15 protein-coding genes and 1 pseudogene are annotated in these 17,159 nt (G+C 69.6%); 9 read left to right on the top strand and 7 right to left on the bottom strand.

The window, feature by feature from the left end; all coding sequences use genetic code 11:
- Nucleotides 1-13: 13 nt before the first annotated feature.
- From HLH34_RS12830 to HLH34_RS12870, 9 genes are all read left to right on the top strand, one after another.
- The gene (locus tag HLH34_RS12830; protein ID WP_183119978.1) at nt 14-1,384 is read left to right on the top strand and encodes an L-serine ammonia-lyase; all 1,371 of its coding nucleotides are present in this window, start codon (nt 14-16) and stop codon (nt 1,382-1,384) included.
- 154 nt (nt 1,385-1,538) lie between these two features.
- Complete coding sequence (locus HLH34_RS12835; RefSeq protein WP_456305552.1) at nt 1,539-2,771, top strand: aromatic ring-hydroxylating oxygenase subunit alpha; 1,233 nt, start codon at nt 1,539-1,541, stop codon at nt 2,769-2,771.
- Nucleotides 2,768-3,874, top strand: coding sequence for a hybrid-cluster NAD(P)-dependent oxidoreductase (locus HLH34_RS12840; RefSeq protein ID WP_183119980.1), 1,107 nt, complete (start codon nt 2,768-2,770; stop codon nt 3,872-3,874). The genes HLH34_RS12835 and HLH34_RS12840 overlap by 4 nt, the downstream gene beginning before the upstream one ends.
- A gap of 2 nt (nt 3,875-3,876) precedes the next feature.
- Nucleotides 3,877-4,872 (top strand): GlxA family transcriptional regulator, encoded by a 996-nt coding sequence (locus tag HLH34_RS12845; RefSeq protein ID WP_183119981.1) that lies wholly within the window; start codon nt 3,877-3,879, stop codon nt 4,870-4,872.
- A 22-nt stretch (nt 4,873-4,894) separates the two neighbouring features.
- Nucleotides 4,895-6,943, top strand: coding sequence for an NADH:flavin oxidoreductase (locus HLH34_RS12850; RefSeq protein ID WP_183119982.1), 2,049 nt, complete (start codon nt 4,895-4,897; stop codon nt 6,941-6,943).
- A gap of 5 nt (nt 6,944-6,948) precedes the next feature.
- Complete coding sequence (locus tag HLH34_RS12855; protein WP_183119983.1) at nt 6,949-8,832, top strand: DUF3483 domain-containing protein; 1,884 nt, start codon at nt 6,949-6,951, stop codon at nt 8,830-8,832.
- Nucleotides 8,829-10,046, top strand: a complete 1,218-nt coding sequence (locus HLH34_RS12860; protein WP_183119984.1) for an electron transfer flavoprotein subunit alpha/FixB family protein — start codon at nt 8,829-8,831, stop codon at nt 10,044-10,046. Before HLH34_RS12855 ends, HLH34_RS12860 begins: the two co-directional genes overlap by 4 nt.
- Nucleotides 10,043-10,816, top strand: a complete 774-nt coding sequence (locus tag HLH34_RS12865) for an electron transfer flavoprotein subunit beta (RefSeq protein ID WP_240161398.1) — start codon at nt 10,043-10,045, stop codon at nt 10,814-10,816. The genes HLH34_RS12860 and HLH34_RS12865 overlap by 4 nt, the downstream gene beginning before the upstream one ends.
- Nucleotides 10,817-10,834: 18 nt before the next feature.
- Nucleotides 10,835-11,359: a prolyl-tRNA synthetase associated domain-containing protein gene (locus HLH34_RS12870; RefSeq protein ID WP_183119985.1), complete on the top strand. Its 525-nt coding sequence runs from the start codon at nt 10,835-10,837 to the stop codon at nt 11,357-11,359.
- 424 nt (nt 11,360-11,783) lie between these two features.
- On the opposite strand, the gene HLH34_RS12875 is transcribed toward HLH34_RS12870, so the two are convergent.
- The 7 genes and pseudogenes from HLH34_RS12875 to glyA all read right to left on the bottom strand — a co-directional run.
- Nucleotides 11,784-12,587, bottom strand: coding sequence for a PhzF family phenazine biosynthesis protein (locus HLH34_RS12875; RefSeq protein WP_183119986.1), 804 nt, complete (start codon nt 12,585-12,587; stop codon nt 11,784-11,786).
- A gap of 194 nt (nt 12,588-12,781) precedes the next feature.
- Nucleotides 12,782-13,648 (bottom strand): formyltetrahydrofolate deformylase, encoded by an 867-nt coding sequence (purU, locus tag HLH34_RS12880; protein ID WP_183119987.1) that lies wholly within the window; start codon nt 13,646-13,648, stop codon nt 12,782-12,784.
- Between the two features lie 3 nt (nt 13,649-13,651).
- Nucleotides 13,652-14,737 carry a GlxA family transcriptional regulator gene (locus HLH34_RS12885; RefSeq protein ID WP_220792165.1) on the bottom strand — a complete coding sequence of 362 codons (1,086 nt, stop codon included), beginning with the start codon at nt 14,735-14,737 and terminating at the stop codon, nt 13,652-13,654.
- 157 nt (nt 14,738-14,894) lie between these two features.
- Entirely contained in the window at nt 14,895-15,311 is a 417-nt protein-coding gene (locus HLH34_RS12890) for a ketosteroid isomerase-related protein (RefSeq protein WP_183119988.1), read from the bottom strand.
- Between the two features lie 30 nt (nt 15,312-15,341).
- On the bottom strand, nt 15,342-16,220 hold the full coding sequence (locus HLH34_RS12895; protein ID WP_183119989.1) for a carbon-nitrogen hydrolase family protein: 879 nt from the start codon (nt 16,218-16,220) through the stop codon (nt 15,342-15,344).
- The gene (locus HLH34_RS12900) at nt 16,217-16,879 is read right to left on the bottom strand and encodes a GNAT family N-acetyltransferase (RefSeq protein WP_183119990.1); all 663 of its coding nucleotides are present in this window, start codon (nt 16,877-16,879) and stop codon (nt 16,217-16,219) included. Before HLH34_RS12900 ends, HLH34_RS12895 begins: the two co-directional genes overlap by 4 nt.
- Before the next feature lie 37 nt (nt 16,880-16,916).
- Nucleotides 16,917-17,159, bottom strand: a pseudogene (gene glyA, locus HLH34_RS12905) (serine hydroxymethyltransferase); the annotation flags it as partial.

A 17,159-nucleotide genomic window follows, 5' to 3' on the forward strand; every position in this document is an offset into this window, starting at 1 on the left:
GGGAGGCGGCAGGATGATCAGTCTTTTCGACCTGTTCAAGATCGGGATCGGCCCGTCCTCGTCGCACACGATGGGGCCGATGCGCGCCGCCCACGATTTCGCGGCGGCGCTGCCGGGGCCGGACCATGCGCTGGCCGATGTCGCGCGGCTGCGGGTGACGCTGTACGGCTCGCTGGCCTGGACCGGCGTGGGACATGCGACGGACAAGGCCGTGATCCTGGGCCTGGCCGGGCTGCTGCCCGATGGGGTCGACCCCGACGCCGCCGACCGGCTGGCGGACACGGTTCGCGCGGCCCGCATGCTGGATGTGCGCGGGGTGCCGGTCGCGTTCGATCCCGCGACCGACATCGTTTTCGACCGCGACAGCGTGCCCCCTGTCCATCCCAATACCTTGCAGTTCGAGGCGCTGGATGCGGCGGGCGAGGCGCTGCTGGTCGGGCGTTTCTGTTCCATCGGCGGCGGCTTCGTGGTGCCCGAGGACCAGCCTGCGACCGTCGCGGCGCTGTCCGAGCCCGTGCCGTTCGATTTCGTCTCGGGCCGGGACCTGCTGGATCGTGCCCGGCGCACCGGCCTGACCATCGCCGAGATCGTCCTGGCGAACGAGGCCACGCTGCGCCCGATGGCCGAGGTCACGGCCTATCTGGACAGGATCGTGGCCGCGATGATGGCCAGCGTCGATCGGGGCATGGCGCAGGACGGCGTGCTGCCCGGCCGGCTGGCCGTCCGCCGGCGGGCGCCGGCCATCCGCGCGCGGATGGAGGCCGACCGCTTCCGCAACGTCCGCGCGGCGCACGAAGTGATGGACTGGGTCAGCCTGTTCGCCATCGCGGTGAACGAGGAAAACGCCGCCGGCGGCCGGATCGTGACGGCGCCGACCAACGGGGCGGCGGGCGTCGTGCCCGCCGTGCTGCGCTATTATCGCGATTTCTGCCCCGGTGCGTCGCAGGCGGGCCTGCGCGATTTCCTGCTGACGGCGTCGGCGGTGGGGGGACTGTTCAAGCGCAACGCCTCGATTTCCGGGGCCGAGGTCGGCTGCCAGGGCGAAGTCGGGGTGGCGTGTTCGATGGCAGCGGCGGGGCTGGCGGCGGCGCTGGGCGCCGATGCGGCGCAGATCGAGAACGCGGCCGAGATCGGCATGGAACATCATCTGGGCATGACCTGCGACCCGGTCGGCGGGCTGGTGCAGATCCCGTGCATCGAACGCAACGCCTTCGGCGCGGTGAAGGCGATCAACGCAGCCTCCCTGGCCATGCGCGGCGACGGCGCGCACCATGTCTCGCTGGATCAGGTGATCGTGACGATGCGCGAGACCGGCGCGGACATGAGCAGCCGCTACAAGGAAACCTCGCTGGGGGGACTGGCCGTAGGATTCCCCGAATGCTGAGAGGTCGAGCCTGTCATCGAAAGTCGTTACGTATTAAAAATATGTCGTTCTGCGGCAATTAAACCTTCGTCAACGCGGCACAGTGAGGCATCCGCGCGGGCGGTGTGCTCAGCAGGGAAGGGCGGTCGGGATGTCGGAACAGAGCAGGCTATCGGTGAAGGATCTGGTTGCGCGCCGCAAGGCCGGCTACGCGCTGGAGGCCCCGTTCTACACCAGCCCGAAGATCTTTCGCGTCGATATGGACGTGATCTTCGGCCGGCACTGGATCTATGTCGGCGTCGAGCCCGACGTGCCCGAGGCCGGCGACGCGATGGCGGTCAATATCGGCCCGTCCTCGATCATCATCGTGCGCGGCGACGATGAAGAAGTCCGCGCCTTCCACAATGTCTGCCGCCATCGCGGCGCGCGCATCCTGCCGGAAGGCAAGGCGATCATCGGCAATGTCGTCTGCCCCTACCATTCCTGGACCTACGGCCTGGACGGCGACCTGAAGTTCGCCGAGCACATGGGGCCGGGTTTCGATCCCAAATGCCACGGGCTGAAGCCCGTCGCCCTGCGGTCGGTGTCCGGGCTGCTGTTCATCTGCCTGTCCGACAATCCGCCCGCCGATATCGACGACATGGCGGCGGCGATGGCACCCTACCTGGCGCCGCACGACATCCGCAATACCCGCGTCGCCTTCCAGTCCGACCTGATCGAGGACGGGAACTGGAAGCTGACGATGGAAAACAATCGCGAATGCTATCACTGCGCGCCCAACCATCCGGAACTGACGATCCCGCTGTTCGCCTACGGGTTCGGCTTCGCACCCGACGCGCTGGACGAGGACGGGCGGCGCGAGGCCGAGCGCTACGCCGAACTGATGCGCGCCTCGCACGCGCGGTGGGAGGCCGGCGGCCTGCCGTCGCGCGAAATCGAACATCTGGCCGACCGGACGACGGGCTTCAGGACCGAACGCCTGCCCATCGACCAGTCGGGCGAAAGCCAGACCATGGACACCCGCGCGGCCTGCCGCCTGGCGCTGGGCGGTCTGACGGACAAGTCGGTCGGCGGCCTGTCGTTCTGGACGCAGCCCAATTCCTGGCATCATTTCATGGGCGATCATATCGTCACCTTCTCGGCGATCCCCATCGACGAATCCCATACGCTGGTCCGCACCAAATGGCTGGTGCACAAGGACGCGGTCGAAGGCGTGGACTACGACCTGCAACGTCTGACCGAAGTGTGGGACGCCACCAACCGCCAGGACGCCGACCTGGTCGCCATCGGCCAGCAGGGGGCCACCGACCCGGCGTATGAAGCCGGGCCCTATTCCCCCTACACCGAAGGACTGGTCGAGAAATTCGCCGCCTGGTACATCGACCGCCTGGCCGCGTCCCTGCCGTGAGCGGCGGTCCGGACATCGTGGCGCGGCCGCCGCGCCACGCCGTGCCCTACTGGGACCCCGAAACGGACGAGGTTCTGGTCTGCCGGCAGGTGCGCGACGAGACGCATGACGTCAAGACCTTCGTCTTCACCGCTCCGGAACCCCGCCGGTTCGCCTATCGCCCCGGGCAGTTCATGACCCTGACCCTGCCCATCGGGGACGGGGGAAATGAAATCAATCGCTGCTACACCCTCTCGTCGTCGCCGACGCGGCCGGATGCGCTGGCCATCACGGTCAAGCGCGTGCCGGGCGGGGCCGTGTCCAACTGGCTGCACGACACGCTGCGCCCGGGGATGGAGATCCGCGCGCTGGGCCCGATGGGCGATTTCACCTGCGACGGGCTGGCGGCGCGCAAATACCTGTTCCTGTCGGGCGGCAGCGGCGTCACGCCGATGATGTCGATGGCGCGGACGTTCCACGACCTGGGCGGGCAGGAGGACGTGCTGTTCCTGCACAGCGCGCGCAGCCCCGTCGACGTGGTGTTCGCGCGCGAACTGGCGCTGATGGAACAGAACTGGCCGGCTTTCCGCGCCGTCGCGGTGTGCGAGCACGATACCCCGTCGGCGCGGTGGAACGGCCATCGCGGGCGCCTGACGCCGGCGATGCTGGCGATGATCGCCCCCGATTTCCATGACCGCGAAATCTTCGTCTGCGGGCCGGCCCCCTATATGGCGGCGGTGCGCGACATGCTGCGCGGGGCAGGTTTCGACATGGCCCGACACCACGAGGAAAGTTTCGATTTCGCTACCCTGTCGGCGGCCGAGCCCGAGGTGGGCGAGGCGATTGCGGAACTGGAAGCCGCGCGCCACGCCGTGACCTTCACCAAAAGCCGTCGCGAGATCGAATGCGGCGCCGACACCACCATCCTGTCGGCGGCGCGCGCGGCGGGCATGCGCCTGCCGGCCTCGTGCGCCAAGGGCATGTGCGGCACGTGCAAATGCCGGCTGGTGTCCGGCACGGTGGAGATGAAGCATGACGGCGGCATCCGCCAGCGCGAGATCGACCAGGGCATGATCCTGATCTGCTGCGCCCGGCCGACCAGCGACCTGGTGGTCGAACGCTGACGATGTCGCGGCCGCTCGATCTTGCCGGGTTGCGTCGCTTCGGGTTCCTGACCCTGGCCGGCTATTCGATGATCGCCGTCAGCAACGCGATCGAGGCCCTGCGCATGGCCAACCGGGTAAGCGACGCGCCGGTCTATGAGTGGGAGATCGTGACGATGGACGGCGCGGGGATGCCCGCCAGCAACGGGCTGGCGCTGCATCCCACCGTGGCGGCGGCGGATGCGCGGCCGTTCGACGTCCTGTTCGTCTGCGGCGGCGTCGATGTCCGCACGGCCACCGGGCGGACGCTGCTGGCATGGCTGCGGCGCCAGGCGCGCGAAGGGGTTGCGCTGGGCGCGCTGTGTACCGGCACTTTTGCCCTGGCCGAGGCCGGTCTGCTGCGCGGCTACCGCTGCGCGATCCATTGGGAAAACCTGTCCTCGATCCGCGAGGAATTTCCCGAGATCGACATTTCCGACGATCTGTTCGTGATCGACCGCGACCGGCTGACCTGCACCGGGGGGTCGGTGCCGCTGGACATGATGCTGCGGATCATCGAGGCCCGGTTCGGGCCGGCCCGTGCCCGCGCGGTGTCGGCGCAGTTCATCCTGGACCGCAGCCGCACCGGCGACGAGGTGCAGCCGGTGCCGGCCCTGGCCGACGCCCCGCCGGCCATGGCGCGGGCGCTGCGCCTGATCGAAAAGGACATCGACCGGCCGCTGCGCATTGCCGACATCGCGGCGGCGGCGCGCCTGTCGGTCCGCCAGTTGGAGCGGCTGTTCCGCCGCCATACCGGCGCCACCCCCGCCGCCTATCTGGTGGCGGCCCGGCTGGACCGGGCGCGGCGGCTGCTGCGGCAGACGGTGATGCCGGTGACCGACGTCGGCATCGCCTGCGGCTTTGTCTCCGCCGCGCATTTCAGCACCGCCTATCGCAGCCGCTTCGGCTGCGCCCCGCGCGAGGAACGCAAGATGCGGGCCTCCCCGGCGCTCCTTCACCCCCATCCGTCGCCTGGCTGACGGTGCCCATGGATAATCCTGCATGATCACGAATGCCGAGGCGCTCTTCAAACCCCTGCGGATCAAGAACCTGGTCATCCGCAACCGGGTGATGAGCACCAGTCACGCCCCCGGCTACGGCAAGGACGGCAAGCCGCAGGAACGCTACCAGCTCTATCACGCCGAAAAGGCGAAGGGCGGGATCGGCCTGACCATGTTCGGCGGCTCGTCCTCGGTCGAATGCGACAGCCCGGCCACGCCGTGGAACCAGATCGCGGTGTCCGACGACAGCGTGGTGCCCTATTTCCGCGAATTCGCCGACCGGGTGCACCAGCACGGTGCGCGGCTGATGATCCAGTTGACCCACATGGGGCGCCGCACCCGCTGGGATACCGATGCCTGGCTGCCGGTGATCGCCCCGTCGGTCCGGCGCGAACCCGCGTCGCGTTCAATCCCCAAGGAAATGGAGCCCGAGGACATCGCCCGCGTCGTCCGCGCCTTTGCCGACGCGGCGCGGCGCTGCCGCGACGGCGGGCTGGACGGGCTGGAAATCTCGGCCGCGCACGGGCACCTGGTGGACCAGTTCTGGAGCCCCTCGGCCAACACGCGGCGCGACGCCTACGGCGGGTCGCTGGAGCATCGCATGCGCTTCGGCATCGAGGTGCTGACCGCGATCCGCGAGGCCGTGGGCGACGATTATGTCGTGGGCATGCGCATGTCGGGCGACGAACTGTTGAAAGGCGGGCTGACGCAGGACGAATGCGTCACCATCGCCGCCGATTATGCCGGGCGCGGGCTGGTGGATTTCGTCAATATCGTTGGCGGCCAGGCTCGCGACGACATGGCCCATGCCGTCAGCCTGCCGAACATGTCCTTTCCCGTCGCCCCGTTTCTGCATCTGGCCAGCGCGATCAAGCGCGAGGTGGACGTGCCGGTCTTCCACGCCCAGCGGATTACCGACCTGGCCTCGGCCGCGCGCGCGGTGGCCGAGGGACATGTCGACATGGTGGCGATGACCCGCGCGCACATTGCCGACCCGCATCTGGTGAACAAGCTGGCCGAGGGCCGGGACGACGATATCCGGCAATGCGTCGGCGCGGGCTATTGCATCGACCGGATCTATGTCGGCGGCGACGCGCTGTGCCTGCAGAACGCGGCCACCGGACGCGAGGCGACGATGCCGCACGATATCCGCCCCGGCGATATCCGGCGGCGGGTGGTCGTCGTGGGCGGCGGCGTCGCCGGGCTGGAGGCCGCGCGGGTCTGCGCGCTGCGCGGGCACGCGGTGGTGCTGTTCGAACGCGAGGGTGCGACCGGCGGCCAGGTGAATGTGGCGGCCAAGGCCGGCTGGCGCGAGGCCCTGTCGGGCATCGTCCGCTGGCTGGACGCGCAGGTGCGCAAGCTGGGCGTGGAGGTCCGTACCGGGGTCGAGGCGACGGCGGCGCTGGTGGCGGCGGAAAAGCCCGATATCGTGATCGTGGCGACCGGCGGCGCGCCATCGCTGGGCGAACTGCCGGGGTCGGACCTGACATCGTCCACCCACGCCGTGCTGGACGGCACCGTCAGCCCGACCGGCAGCGTGCTGCTGTATGACGAGATGGGGCAGCACAACGCGGCCTCGGTGGCCGAAGTGCTGGCCACGCGCGGCTGCCTGGTCGAACTGGCGACCCACGACCGGCTGATCGCGCAGGAGGTGGGCACCACCAACCAGCCGGTGCATCTGCGCGAACTGTACCGGCTGGGCCTGATCCTGACCCCCAATGCCGAACTGATCGAGACCTACCGCGAGGGCAATCGCCTGGTCGCCGTGCTGCGCAACACCATGACCGGGGCCGAGGAGGAGCGCGTGGTCGACCATGTGGTGGTCGAATGCGGCACCCTGCCGCGCGACGCGCTGTATTTCGCGCTCAAGGACGGTTCGGTCAATCGCGGCCAGACCGACCTGCCGGCGCTACTGGAGGGCCGGGCCCAACCCGCGCTGGCCGGGTGCGGCGCGGGAGAGTACGCGCTGTTTCGCATCGGCGACGCGGTGGCCGGCCGCAACATCCACGCGGCGCTGTATGACGCGCTGCGCCTGTGCAAGGACTTCTGAGCCCCGTGGGACTGGTTCTGGTCTGTCTGGCCTGGGGGCTGGCGGCGTGCGTGCTGCTGGCGGCCCTGGGCCTCGCGCGACGCTGGCGGCAGGGGCGGCCCGTCCGGGTCGCGTGGATCGCGGGCCTGGCCGCCGTGCCGCGCCGCTATCTGGTCGATGTCCATCATGTCGTCGAACGCCGGCCCGAGGCCGCGCGGATGCATGTGCCCGCGGCCGGCGGCCTGCTGGGCGGCAGCGTCGCGCTGATGCTGGCCGCCCTGCCGGCGCTGCGCGGCAGCCGGGCCTGGTGGGCGGTGGTGGCGGTGCTGTTCGCCGCCGCCCTCTGGGGGGCCATCCTGGTTCGGCGGCGGCGGCGGCCGGCGGTGCCCTCCTTCCTGTCGGCGGGGATGTTCCTTTGGCTGCCCGGCGCGCTGGGGGCCTATGCCGGCGGGGGGCTGCTGCTGGCGCTGGGCATGCTGGCGGCCCCGGATGGCGGGTCGCCTGTGCTGCTGGCGCCCCTGCTTCTTGCGATAGGCGGGGCGGTGGGCCTGCTGGTGCAGTTCGCGCGGGGGCCGATGCGCCATGCCTTCGCCGGCACCGTCTGGCTGGCCGCCCATGCGCGGCCGGGCCGGTTTGGTGGCGGGCGGGATACCGCATTGCGGCCGCTGGATCTGGACGCTGCGCGTCTGGGCGCGATGGCGCCGTCCGATTTCGCCTGGACCGCGCTGGCCAGTTTCGACGCCTGCATCCAGTGCGGCCGGTGCGAACAGGCCTGCCCTGCCTTCGCGGCCGGGCAGCGGCTGAACCCCAAGGCGCTGATCCAGGATCTGGTCGCGGCGACGCGCGGCAGCGGACATTCCTACAGCGGCAGCCCGACCCCCAACGCCCCCCCGGTGGCGTGCCGGGGCGGCATGGACGCGCCGATCATCGGCGCCGGTGCGATGATCCATCCCGACACGCTGTGGGCCTGCACCACCTGCCGCGCCTGCGTCGAGGAATGCCCGATGATGATCGAGCATGTCGATGCCATCGTGGATCTGCGGCGCGGGCAGGCGCTGATGCTGGGGCAGGTGCGTCCGGGCGCGGCACAGGCGCTGCGCCGGATGCGCGACAGCGCCGAACCCGGCGGCCGCCCGCTGGCCGCCCGTGCCGACGGGCTGGCGGCGCTGGATGTGCCTGTGCTGCCCGGGGGAGGCGAAACCGACATCCTGCTGTGGCTGGGCGAGGGCGCGTTCGACCTGCGCTATGGCCGCACCTTGCAGGCGCTGGTACGGCTGATGCGGCTGGCGGGCCTGCGTTTCGCCATCCTGGGCGAAGCCGAACCCGATTGCGGCGACCTGGCCCGCCGCCTGGGGGACGAGGCGACCTTCCGCCTGCTGGCCGACGAGGCCATCGCGACGCTGAACGCGCGGCGCTTCCGGCGCATCGTCACCGCCGACCCGCATGCGCTGCATGTGTTGCGCAACGAATATCCGGCGCTGGGCGGCCACTGGACGGTGCAGCACCACACGGCGCTGCTGGACGAGTTGGTGAGTAGCGGAGCCCTGCGTCTGACGCCGCGCGACCTGCCGCCGGTCGCCTATCACGATCCCTGCTATCTGGGCCGCTACAATGGCGAGGTCGAGGCCCCGCGCCGCCTGCTGGACGCGGCCTGCGGCACGCGGGTGGAAATGGCGCGCCACGGCCTGCGCGCGATGTGCTGCGGCGGGGGCGGCGGCAACCCGATCAGCGATGTCGACGGGGCGGCGCGGATCCCCGACCTGCGCATGGCGCAGGCGGGGGCTGTGGGCGCGGCGATCGTGGCCGTGGGCTGTCCGGGTTGCACCGCCATGCTGGAGGGCGTGCCCGCCCCCCGGCCCGAGGTCCGCGATATCGCGGAACTGGTGCTCGACGCCGTGGTGACGGCATGACCGGTCGTCCGCGCCGCGATCCGCGCGCCGAACGGGCAGCGCGGCAGGTCGGGCTCGGCGCACGGCCGCGCTTCGATCTGGCGCAACCGCCGGGTGGGCTGTCGGGTATCGGGCCGTCGGGCCGCCCGCGACGCGATCCGCGTGCCGAACAGGCGGCGCTGCTGGTGCCCGGCGGGGACCGGCCGCGCCTGGCGCGCGGCGGCACGGGGGGCATTGGCCCGGCGCGCGCGTCCGCGCCGGCCCCGGTGGCGCGGGTGATCCGCATGGACGATCCGGCCTGCCTGGTCGTGGTCGTCCCCGATCTGCCGGACGGGCGGCTGGACCGGCTGGACCGGCAGGTGCTGGGGGCGGCGCGCGTGCTGGCCGACGCGGCTTCCGGTGCCGTGGTGCTGCTGGGCGGCGCGGGTACGCCCGATCTGATGGCGGATGTCGGACCGGCGGGGGCCGACCGTCTGGCGCTGGTCGATTTGGCCTCCGACGATCCGGAATATCGGGCCGCCACCGTCTGTGCCGCGCTGGCCGCGCTGTCGCCCCGGCACGTCCTGTTTCCCGACAGCGACGACGGCGCGGACCTGGCGCGCCGCGTCGCCGCCCACACGGGGCAGGGGCTGATGACGGGGGTGGAGGTCCTGACCGCGCGGCAGGCCATCCGCCCCAGCCGGGCCGGCCGGCGCGAACAAATCTCGGCCCCGCCGATGCTGCTGACACTGGCGCCCGACCGGGTCGCGCCCTATGCGGGCGAGGCGCGCGAGGGCCGGCCGCTGCCGGTCGATGCGCCCCCGGTTCCGCCAGGTGCGGGGCGCATTCGCGCCTCGGCGCTCCGCGCCGCCGATCCCGCTACGATGAATTTGGCCGAGGCCCCATTTGTGGTGGCGGCGGGCAATGGCGTGACCGATTTCGCCCTGTTCCGGTCGGTGGTGGCCGGCCTGCACGCCACGCCGGGGGCCAGCCGCGTGGTCTGCGATGCCGGGTCCATGCCGCGCGCGGCCCAGGTGGGGGCATCCGGCACCGTGCTGGATGCCGTGTGCTATCTGGCCTTCGGCATCGCGGGCGCGCCGCAGCACCTGCAGGGGCTGGGGCGGGTAGAACATGTGGTGGCCGTCAACACCGACCTGCACGCTGCGATGGTGGCGCGCGCCGGCCTGTCGGTCATCGCGGACGCGCAGCGCGTGATGCCGGCTCTCCGCGATGCGCTGGCGGCGGAGGACGGATGATGGCGACGGCGTTGCGGGCGGTGGTGCTTCTGTCGGCGGGGATCGACCCGGTGTCGGGCCGTCCCGCCCCAGTGGGGACCGAAATCCGCGCCATCGGCCTGGCGCGGGCGCTGGGCGCGCGGGCGATCGGGCTGCATGCCGGCCTGCCTGTCCCGGTCCTGCGCGAGTACGCCGGCTACGGCCTGGCGGACATCGTCTGTCTGGACGGGGCCGGGGCGGATCCGGTCACCGCGCTGGCGCGGGCCATCCTGTCGGGCGGGCTGTTCGCCGAGGGGCCGGTGGATCTGGTGCTGGCGGGCCGGCGCGCCTCGGGCGGCGCGGACAGCGGCCTGCTGCCCTATGCGGTGGCCGAACGGCTGGGCTGGCCGATCGTGGCGGACGTCGCCGCGGCGCAACGGGCCACCCCGGCCGGGCCGTCGCCGGAACTTGAGATTGAACAGGCGCGCCCGCGCGGCGCCCGGCGCACGGCGCGGGTTGCCGGGCCCTGCGTGCTGAGCGTGCACGAAGTCGCGGCATGCGTGCCGGATTTCGTCTTCGCGCAGGCCCGCGCGGCGGTCCTGCGCACGATGCCGGCCGGTATCGACGGATCGCCGCCCTTGGCCGGGGGGGCGGAGGAACGCGCCTATCGCCGCCGGCCGCGCCTGATCGCGGCGGCGGCGCAGGCGTCGGGCGGCCGGGTGCTGGTCGACCCCGCGCCGCAGGATGCCGCGCGGGCCATCATCGACCATCTGCGGGCGCTGGGCGTGCTGCCCCCGCCCGCCGGGTCCTGACGGAAAGAGAGAAACATCATGGACGCAACATCATCGGTCGAGGATCGGGTTACCGGCGTGCCGGCCCAGCTACAGGCCTTGTTGGCGCGTCTGGATATCGACCCGCCATCGGTAGCGCACCCCGCCGTCCACAGCGTGGAGGACGCGCTGCCCTACTGGGCGGCGCTGGAGGGCGCGCATACCAAGAACCTGTTCCTGAAGGACGCCAAGGGCGCGCTGTTCCTGGTGACGCTGCCGATGGACCGCAAGGTGGACATGAAGGCGCTGGCCCCGATGATCGGGGCCAAGCGCCTGTCCTTCGGCAGCGCGGAGCTGATGGAATCATGCCTGGGCACCCGGCCGGGGGCGCTGGGGCCGCTCAGCCTCGTCGCCGACCCCGGCCACGCGGTGCGCTTCGCCATCGACGCCGCCCTGCTGGCGGCCGGGCGCGTGACCTGCCACCCGATGGACAATACCGCTACCCTGTCCCTGTCGGTCGAAGAGCTGAAGCGCGTCCTGGCGGCCATCGGGGTGGAACCGCTGATGATTACGTTTCCGGACTGAGGGGCGTCTGCCTCAGGGCGCTGCCCTGAAACCCGCCAAAGGGCATCGCCCTTTGGAAACCCAGTCGTTTCATTCAGGATCGGGGGCAGGGCGGTACGTGCCGCGTAGGATTGAAACTGTTGGAGTATATGTGTGCGAGCTCCACCCCGGCCAATCGGGGTTCGCCGTTCCGCACGAACCAGTCCCTGAATATCGAAAAATCGGCGGGTTGCAGCATTCCGCCGGGGTACCCGACCGTCGTGGACTTCCAGTAATCCAGCGGCATGATATTTCCGTTTCGCCCGCGCCGATTCGATCGCCCTCCGGTCTTTGAACCAATCTGTTATCCATCGTTCAGCGGCTCAGTTTCCGATCCGAATAATGGATATTCTATAAAGTTCCTGATTGCCCACTATGTCGGCAAGGCGGTCGTGTCCGGGATCATCTACGCAACAGTTTCTGGTAGATAGATTGTGGCTTGCATGAAGGTTACGGCATTTCCGACCAAAAGGACGCGATCTTCGGTCAGTTCGCAATCAAGCCATCCGCCGCGTGCTGATGCCTGAAAGGCCATGAGTCTTTTTCTTCCCAGATGCTCGGCCCAGTACGGGACAAGTGTAGCGTGGATCGAACCTGTGACCGGATCCTCCGGAATGCCGGCTCCGGGAACAAAATAACGGGATACAAAGTGTGCCTTGCCTCCGTTGCCCTCCTGCGCGGTCACGACAAGGCCCACAGATCCGAGCCGGGCAATCGCTGCAAGGTCAGGCACAAAATTGCGCACGGCATCTGCGCTACCGAGGTCGACGAAGATGTTTTCGAAGTTGCGGAAGATGCGGACGGGAGGATGGGCGAAAATAGTGGCGATCTCGGTCGGAAGCGCCTCCAGCGCCACTGGCGGAAGGCGAGGAATGTCCAGCCGATAGCCGCACCGGTTTTTGGAGACCCGTAATTCGCCAACGCGCGTGTGAAAGGTAAGCGGGGCTTGCGCTCCGATTTCCGTCAGCAGCACATGTGCCGTTGCAAGGGTGGCGTGGCCACAGAAATCGACTTCATGCACCGGGGCAAACCAACGCAAATCCCATGCACCATCGGACCGTGCTTTGACAAAAGCAGTTTCGGCGAGGTTGTTCTCCTGGGTGATCGCAAGCATACAATCATCCGGCAGCCAGTCGTCGAGGACGAGAACAGCAGCAGGGTTTCCCGCAAAAAGCCGCTCCGTAAAAGCATCTACCTGATACATGCGCATGGGGCGTCTCCTGGCCGTGGAAGGCCGACCTTAACCTTGGCGGGCGCTCCGCGGCCAACTGCCCAATAGCATCTCCCGGCGCAACGCAATCGAAGCGGCTGCTTTTGGCTCATCTGTCCTCAGAAGGGATAACCTGAGCCTACGTGCCGCGCAATCCGATGTCCGATTCCGGGGTATAGACAACCCCGCCCGAGTCAGTCGGGAAACACCACCGTCCGCAGGCCGTTGCGGATTACCCGGTCTTCCAGATGGTAGTGGACGGCGCGCGACAGGACGCGGCGTTCGACGTCGCGTCCTTTGCGGATCAGGTCTTCGGCGGTGTCCGAGTGGCTGATCCGTTCGGCGTCCTGTTCGATGATCGGGCCTTCGTCCAGGTCGGTGGTGACGTAATGCGCCGTGGCCCCGATCAGCTTCACCCCGCGGGCATGGGCCTGGTGGTAGGGGCGTGCGCCCTTGAAGCTGGGCAGGAAGGAATGGTGGATGTTGATGCAGCGTCCGGCCAGCCGCGCCGACATGTCGTCCGACAGGACCTGCATGTAGCGCGCCAGCACCACCAGTTCGGCCCCCGTGTCCTGGATCAGCGACCACAGGCGCGCTTCTTGCGCGGGTTTGGCGGCGGGGGTAATCGGCAGATGGTAGAAGGGAATGTCGCCGGTGTCCACCGACGCATTGGCCGAGCGCGGGTGGTTCGAAACGATGGCGACCGGCTCCATCGCCAGTTCGCCGATGCGCCAGCGATAGAGCAGGTCGGCCAGGCAGTGATCGAAGCGCGAAACCATGATCAGCACCCGGCGGCGCGTCGCCTGGTCGCGCAGGGACCAGTCGGCGTCGAACTGGTCCGCCAGCGCCGACAATGCCGCGTGATGGTGGGCGGGGTCATGTTCGCCGTCGGGCAGGCTGAAGGCGATCCGTATGAAGAAGCGGCCGCTGGCCAGGTCGTTATGCTGGTTGATTTCCAGGATATTGCCGCCGACCTCGAACAGATAGCGGGAATAGGCCGCGACGATGCCGGTCTGGCTGACGCAGGTGACGATCAGGACCAGCCTGCCGGGTGCGGACATGCTTCAGCGTTCCTCGAACAGGCGCACGCCCGCGCGCTCGCTGGGGCGTTCGGGCAGCAGGATCGGCGCCCCCGCGGCCAGCCGGCCCCGGCTGGTGCGCAGGTCGCTGGGGCTGTGGCCGAACATCGACTTGAACTGGCGCGAGAAATGGGCGCAGTCGGAAAACCCGGTCTCGACCGCGACCTCGGTCACCGACAATTCGCCCTGTTGCAGCAGCGCGCGCGCATAACGCAGGCGGATCAGACGGTAGAAATTGGTGGGCTTGACCCCCAGCACCGTGTGGAACAGCCGTTCCAGCTGGCGTGACGAAATGCCCAGCCGGCCGGCGAGGTCGGCGATGGGGATGGGTTCGGCCATGTTCTGCTCCATCTCCAGCACCGCGCGGCGGACGCGCGGATCGGCGATGTGGCTGATTTCGTCGATGACCGGGGGGTGGGGCTGCAACGGCGCGCGGCTGCTGCGGGCGGGGCGGTCCAGCAGCAGCACATGGCTGGCCTTCTTGGCTACCGGCCGGCCTAGATGCCGTTCGATCAGATGCAGCGCCAGGTCGGCGGCCCCGCCCCCGCCCGAACAGGTGATGCGGTCGCCGTCGACCAGGAACATATGGTCGCTGACCACGTGATGGTCGGGAAATTCCTCGGCGAAATCCTGGCGGTGATACCAGCTGACGCAGGACGAGCGGTCGCGCATCACGCCGGCGCGGCACAGCACGAAGACGCCGGTGCAGATGCCGATCAGCGATACGCCGGTATCCGCCGCCCGGCGCAGATAGCGGATGGTCGCGTCGTCCACCTGCCGCCGGCCGTGCAGCAGGCCGCCGACGACGGCGATGTAATCGAATTCGGTCGGGTCGCAGAAATCGGAATTGCGCGCCACCGCGACCCCGCAACTGGAACGCACCGGATCGGGCCGGCTGCTCATGATCTGCCAGCGGCACAGGATGGGGCGACTGTTGTCGTTCTTGTCGGCGGCCAGACGCAGATGGTCGATGAACAGCGAAAAGGCCGAGAGCGTGAAATTTTCCGCCAGGATCACGCCCACCCGCAGGCAGGGGCGTCCGGCGGCTTCGGCGGGTCTGAAACGCATCATGTCATGCTCCCGTGCAGCCGACACCTCGTTGCGAGGCAGGATCGAGCCTAGGGAGCGTGTCGGATCCCTACTTGTCCCCTGGCGACATATTCTGGTCTAGGACCGGCATGCGCTCAATTTGGCGCCGGGTCGTTTCGAACCCGGCCCCAAGGCGGCGTCAGGCGTCGCCGGTCACCTGTCGTGTCCAGTCCGGCAGATTGTAGAAATTGGAGATCCGCGCGACCTTGCCGTCGCGGATGGTGAAGAACGCGCCCGCCGGCAGTACGTAGGTCTGGCCCGATGCCGGGGGCAGGCCGTCGTCGGTGGCCAGGTACGTGCCATGCACCACGAATTCGGCGGCGGCGCGGGTGCCGTCGGCGTTCACCATCACCACCACATCGGTGATGGTCTCGCGATAGCAGCGGTCCATCCGGGCCAGGAAGGTGCGGAACAGGTCCCGCCCGACCTCGCGCCCGCCCTGGTTGATGTCGTGCGCTACCTCGTCGTCCAGCAGGGCCAGGAAGGCGTCGCGGTCGCCGGCGTTGAAGGTGGCGTAATAGGTTTCGATCAGGGCGCGGGTCGTGTCAATCGACATGGGGGGCCTCGTGTGGTCAGGGGAAAGAGGTCAGGCGGAAAAGCCATTGGCGGCGGCGGGGGGCACATGGCGGGGCCAGTCGCGGCAGTTGCGCACCGCCCCGTCCTGGCGCACCGCCTCCAGCGTCGCGGGGTCGAGGGTGGCGAAGACCCAGCCCCCCGTATCGTTCGGGCCTTCGGCCACGATGCCGTCGGCGGCGAAGCCGCGATCCATCGGGCCGTAGATGCCGGCCGCGCCATGGTTGTCGTCCAGTGTCGCCAGCCACGGCGCCGCGCCGATGGTGGGCGACACCGCGACGAAGCACTGGTTTTCCAGCGCCCGCGCGCGGGCCGAGATCCGCACGCGGTTGAAGCCGTGCATGGTATCGGTGCAGGTCGGCACCAGGATCAGCCAGGCCCCGGCCTCGATCTGTGCGCGGGTGAGGGTGGGAAATTCGGAATCGTAGCAGACCGCCGCCCCGATGCGGCCCCACGGGGTTTCGAAGACGCCGGGCGGATCGCCGGCCTGCACGCCCCAGGATTCGGTTTCGAACCGGGTCATGACGTGCTTGTCCTGGAAGGCGACGCGCCCGTCCGGCGCAATCAGCGGTGCGCGGTTGCGAATGCGGCCGGGTTCGGGCCGCGGCAGGGTGCCGGGCATCAGCCAGACGCCGTGGCGACGGGCGGCGTCGCGCATGATGGCCAGCACGTCGTCGCTGTGGCGGCAGAACGCCTGCAACTCCGCCGTCGGGTCGGGCTGCGTCGTCAGGGCGCCGGCGGCCTCCATGCAGGCATATTCCGGCATCAGCAGCAGGTCGGCCCCGGCCGCGCCCTCGGCCACCAGCCGGTCGAGATGGACGGCATAGGCGTCGAGCGAGGCGACGCGCTCGACCTGCCAGGCCAGCACGCCCAGGCGCAGGGGACGGGTCATGGGCAAAGTCCTTCCGGGTCGTGGTCAGGCGGGGCGGGGTCCAGCAGGCGGGCGGGCACCGGTGCGTCCCGCAAGGGCTTGATCCAGAAATCCAGCGCATGCGCGCGCTCGGCCGTATCGCCCGGTTCCCGCCAGTCCAGCATGCAGGATATGCCGGGCAGCGGGCGAAAGCCCCGGCGCCCCCAGAACCCGTGCAGCGAGGGCGCGTCCGACGGGCGGCCGGGGTGGGTGTCGGGGCGGCGCACGGCGCAGAACACCGCAAATTCCGCCGTGCCGGTGCGGGCATGGCGTTCGCGTTCGGCAAAGAAGCGCACGCCCAGCCCCTGACCCCGCCAGGCCGGCAGCAGGACCGATTCGCCGAAATAGAAGAAGCGGTCGAGATCCAGCCCCCGTACTTCGAACGGCGCGCGGATGCACGCCATCTCGTCGCGCAGGGGCAGGCAGGACGACGCGCCGACGATCCGGCCCCCATCGGCGGCGGTGACGATGGCGGCGGCCGGGCTGCGGACATAGACGTCCAGATAGCGTTCCTCGTACGCCGGGTCGCCGCCGTCATACAGGTACGGCCATTCGCGAAACACCGCGATGCGCAGGCGCGCCAGGTCGGGCAGGATCGCCGCGATGCCCGCGCCACTCCGGGTTTGGATCACGACTGGCATTGCGGTCCTGCCTGGCCTGCCTGCCCCAGAGGGACGCTCAGCGGTAGATGGGGAAGCGGGCGCACAGGGCCTTGACCTTGTGATGAACGGCGGCCTCGATGTCGGCGCAGCCGTCCTCGCCGCGTTCGGCCAGGGCGGTCAGCACCTCGTCGATCATCAGCCCGGTCTGGCGGAACTCGTCGGCGCCGAAGCCGCGCGCGGTGGCCGCCGGGCTGCCCAGGCGGATGCCCGAGGTGATCGCCGGCTTTTCCGGGTCGAAGGGCACCGCGTTCTTGTTCGC

Source organism: Gluconacetobacter azotocaptans (genome assembly GCF_014174355.1).
GTDB classification, from domain to species: domain Bacteria; phylum Pseudomonadota; class Alphaproteobacteria; order Acetobacterales; family Acetobacteraceae; genus Gluconacetobacter; species Gluconacetobacter azotocaptans.

Coding starts and splice junctions, on each gene's coding strand:
- HLH34_RS12875 (WP_183119986.1), bottom strand. CDS start 12,587: ATGCGCATGTATCAGGTAGATGCTTTTACGGAGCGGCTTTTTGCGGGA.
- HLH34_RS12830 (WP_183119978.1), top strand. CDS start 14: ATGATCAGTCTTTTCGACCTGTTCAAGATCGGGATCGGCCCGTCCTCG.
- HLH34_RS12895 (WP_183119989.1), bottom strand. CDS start 16,220: ATGACCCGTCCCCTGCGCCTGGGCGTGCTGGCCTGGCAGGTCGAGCGC.
- HLH34_RS12870 (WP_183119985.1), top strand. CDS start 10,835: ATGGACGCAACATCATCGGTCGAGGATCGGGTTACCGGCGTGCCGGCC.
- HLH34_RS12900 (WP_183119990.1), bottom strand. CDS start 16,879: ATGCCAGTCGTGATCCAAACCCGGAGTGGCGCGGGCATCGCGGCGATC.
- HLH34_RS12865 (WP_240161398.1), top strand. CDS start 10,043: ATGATGGCGACGGCGTTGCGGGCGGTGGTGCTTCTGTCGGCGGGGATC.
- HLH34_RS12885 (WP_220792165.1), bottom strand. CDS start 14,737: ATGATGCGTTTCAGACCCGCCGAAGCCGCCGGACGCCCCTGCCTGCGG.
- purU (WP_183119987.1), bottom strand. CDS start 13,648: ATGTCCGCACCCGGCAGGCTGGTCCTGATCGTCACCTGCGTCAGCCAG.
- HLH34_RS12860 (WP_183119984.1), top strand. CDS start 8,829: ATGACCGGTCGTCCGCGCCGCGATCCGCGCGCCGAACGGGCAGCGCGG.
- HLH34_RS12845 (WP_183119981.1), top strand. CDS start 3,877: ATGTCGCGGCCGCTCGATCTTGCCGGGTTGCGTCGCTTCGGGTTCCTG.
- HLH34_RS12890 (WP_183119988.1), bottom strand. CDS start 15,311: ATGTCGATTGACACGACCCGCGCCCTGATCGAAACCTATTACGCCACC.
- HLH34_RS12850 (WP_183119982.1), top strand. CDS start 4,895: ATGATCACGAATGCCGAGGCGCTCTTCAAACCCCTGCGGATCAAGAAC.